The following is a 1,347-nucleotide window of genomic DNA, read 5'->3' as shown; positions in this document are numbered from 1 at the left end:
GAGCACCCTTGACCGGGAGGTCGACCGTGTTAACGCCAGGGCCGACAGGCCCCGCCCGCCGGGCGCCCACCAACACTTACACGGCCAGCGCGGCCCTGAGCGCCTACGTTACCGAGGCCTCGGCCCGAGCAAGATCCGGCCACAGAGGTTGACATGGGGTTGTCAAGCGCGACCGTCAGGTCGTCTCCGAAGGAGATGCGCAGCGCAGCGGAGCACGCTTGACGGCGAGTGAGGCCGTGCTAAGAGGCGATTTCAGAAGTCGACGCGCGACAGTCGGGGCGACTCCGGCCGAGGCGAGCTCTGCAGGTCGTCGGCCTGCGCGTGAAGTGGCGATCTTGCTCGCCGGACTTCTGAAATCACTTCTAAGCCCACTGGTCCACCCTTGGTCGGTGTCGGCGGTCGTCATGGCCGTCGATGCACCCGAGGTGCCACCGGGTCACCGCCCTGTTAAGCCGACGCGCACGTCGACGTCCGCCCTTAGAAATGCGGGACCTGGTGGTCACCTGGGTCGCGCGGACCGTCGACAAGGGCTGAGCGCCAACTACGAGCGCCGAACAGTGAGCGATGCGGGAGCCGCGACCCAGATCCCCGGCCGGCGGGTGCGACCTCGAGCACGGAGGACGACATGCCGCACTCCCCCACCCATCCCGCAGAGCCGGCGACAGTGCTGCCGGAGTTCCCACCTGGCGGGCTGACCGCCGGCCTGGACTGGGCAACCGCCGATCACGCCGTTGCTGTGGTGAACGACAAGGGCACCGTCATCGAGCAGTACCTCATCGACGCCTGCGGCGCCGGGCTCCGCGAACTCGTCGGACGACTACGCCGGGCCGGTGTCGTCGAGGTCGCGATCGAGCGCGGTGACGGCCAGGTTGTCGACGCCCTGCTCGCCGCCGCCCTGACGGTTGTGGTGATCAGCCCCAACCAGGTTCACAACCTGCACGGCCACTACGGATCCGCGGGGAACAAGGACGACCGGTTCGACGCTTTCGTCCTGGCCGACACCCTGCGCACCGACCGCGCCCGCCTACGACCCTTGATCCCGGACACCACCGCGACGGTCCAGCTGCGTTCCGCGGTCCGGGCCCGCAAGGACCTGATCACCCACCGGGTCGGGCTCGCCAATCAGCTCCGGGCGCACCTGGAGTTCTTCCACCCCGGCCCGGTCCGGCTCTTCGCCGACCTCGACGGCATCACCAGCCTGCGGTTCCTGGCCCGGTTCAGCAGCTCCGCAGACACCGACTGGCTCACCCCGTCCCGACTGGGCACCTGGCTGCGGTCAGTCGGCTACTGAACCGTCCTGGCCGGTGGAGAGGCTCCTGATCTAGCAAGGAGACTGGAGCTGTGGGA

At 68.7% G+C, this 1,347-nt stretch carries 1 protein-coding gene; it reads left to right on the top strand.

The genetic code is table 11. From position 1 onward, the window contains the following. The first annotated feature begins 625 nt into the window (after window positions 1-625). Window positions 626-1,291 carry an IS110 family transposase gene (locus tag ABD993_RS02065; protein WP_345412091.1) on the top strand — a complete coding sequence of 222 codons (666 nt, stop codon included), beginning with the start codon at window positions 626-628 and terminating at the stop codon, window positions 1,289-1,291. The last annotated feature ends 56 nt before the right edge of the window (window positions 1,292-1,347 follow it).

This window comes from Pseudonocardia xishanensis (genome assembly GCF_039541715.1).
In the GTDB taxonomy this organism is placed as follows: Bacteria; Actinomycetota; Actinomycetes; order Mycobacteriales; family Pseudonocardiaceae; genus Pseudonocardia; species Pseudonocardia xishanensis.
The sequence above is the reverse complement of the archived record's forward strand: the minus strand, read 5'-3'. Positions and strand labels throughout refer to the sequence as shown.